This is a genomic window from Oleiphilus sp. HI0067 (assembly GCF_001635735.1).
The window spans coordinates 1-517 of the sequence record NZ_LWFI01000716.1 but is presented as its reverse complement, the minus strand read 5'-3'; the positions used below and the strand labels follow the sequence as shown (position 1 = coordinate 517).

1 pseudogene is annotated in these 517 nt (G+C 46.0%); it reads right to left on the bottom strand.

Features of this window, described 5'->3' with window-relative positions:
* Positions 1-517, bottom strand: a pseudogene (locus A3739_RS08005) (malate synthase G); the annotation flags it as partial.

Here is a 517-nt window from a genome sequence, read left to right as displayed (position 1 = left end):
TGTTGGTGAAGGAACCCAAGCAGTGTTTGCACCCGCTTTAGGGTGACCTACTTTTTGTTCCATCATCATGCCAAGCTCATCAGGGATAGGCCACATGCCTTTACCGATTTGCGCACGACCTTGTAGTGATGTTTCAAGACCTGTATCTACGTTCCAGTCTTCGTATGCACCAATCCATGTTTGTTGCTTCATAGTTGTTTTTGGTACGAATGCACCAGCAAGCATTGAAGTGTGGATCTCGTCACCAGTACGATCTAGGAAGCCAGTGTTGATGAATACAACACGGTCTTTCGCAGAGCGGATACACTCTTTCAAGTTAACAGTGGTACGACGCTCTTCGTCCATGATACCCATCTTCATTGTGAAGCGTGGTAGACCAAGTGCATCTTCAACACGGCCAAACAATTCGTTTGCGAATGCAACTTCTTCTGGACCGTGCATCTTAGGCTTAACGATGTTTACAGAACCAGTTGTTGAATTCTGGAATGGGCTGTTGCCTTTCAAATCGTGAATAGCG